Here is a 1080-nt window from a genome sequence, read left to right on the forward strand (position 1 = left end):
TCATCAAACAATTGACTAGCCATAGCCTTCTTTCCCAGGAGTGTTGCAGCCATACGCATAAGCACGACGGGAAAAGGAAAGTTTATCGTATTTGTTTCTTCAACTTTGCTTAAAATGTTAACCAATTGTTTTGTCGAAACGGGTGTAGTATCAGCAGCCAAAAACACTTGATTAGAAGCTGCCGGATGAGTAATACACAACGCCAACAATGACACTAAATTCTCAATTGAGACAAAACTTTTACGGTTTGCGACTAAGCCGAATGGTAAAAATGGACATCTAGTGGCTATTCGAGACAATCGTGCAATGTTTCCCGGCGCATTCTTCCCATACACTAAAGCAGGTCGAATAATAACAAGTTCGATGTCACTTTGAGCAGCCGCTAGGGTAAGTTGTTTTTCTGCTTCATATTTTGAAAGAGCATAATCAGAAGCTGGCTCGGGGGAATCTTGTTCTGTGAATGGTTTTCCATGAGTAATATTGCCGTTGACACCAATACTACTTACAAAAATAAAACGTCGGACACCATTCTTAACGGCTTCATCAAACAGGTGCAATGTCGCTTTAGTATTAACCTCCCTAAACAAGTCGATAGGAGAAAGGGCTGTATCATCCAAAATATGCGCCCTACCAGCAAGATGAATGACGACATCAACACCATCAATCGCCCTATTCCAGTTTGTTTTGTCAGATATATCACCAGTAACAACAGTTTCAACAGATGGAGGGAGGGCTTTGCACTTACCATCCAGTTGACGCACGGATGTTCGCACCGTGAAATCATTTTGTAAGAATGTAACCAATTCTTTACCAATAAAACCGTTACCGCCAGTTACTAAGACCATTTCCAAAGCCACTTCTCTCTGAATTACGTATGCTGTAGTATATTAGTATATCAAGTCTATTGGTGGTTATCATGTGGTCAATTAACAATAAAAATAAATTTTTAATCCAACGCTTTGTCGATGCTACTTCTGGTTTTTTTCTATCATTATTTTTTATAGTAGGAAAAAGAAAGAAAAGAATAATATTCAACTCAACCGTTAATAAAGACTTTACGTTTAATTCAAAGTACTTATT

Annotated in this window: 1 protein-coding gene; it reads right to left on the minus strand. The window is 38.3% G+C overall.

Annotation, left to right across the window (positions count from 1 at the left end):
* Positions 1 to 845, minus strand: an 845-nt coding sequence (locus AB4486_RS26310) for an NAD-dependent epimerase/dehydratase family protein (RefSeq protein ID WP_372119706.1), incomplete at its 3' end; no start/stop codon positions are given.
* Positions 846 to 1080: the final 235 nt, after the last annotated feature.

This window comes from Vibrio sp. 10N.222.55.C6 (assembly GCF_041473395.1).
GTDB lineage: Bacteria > Pseudomonadota > Gammaproteobacteria > Enterobacterales > Vibrionaceae > Vibrio > Vibrio crassostreae_C.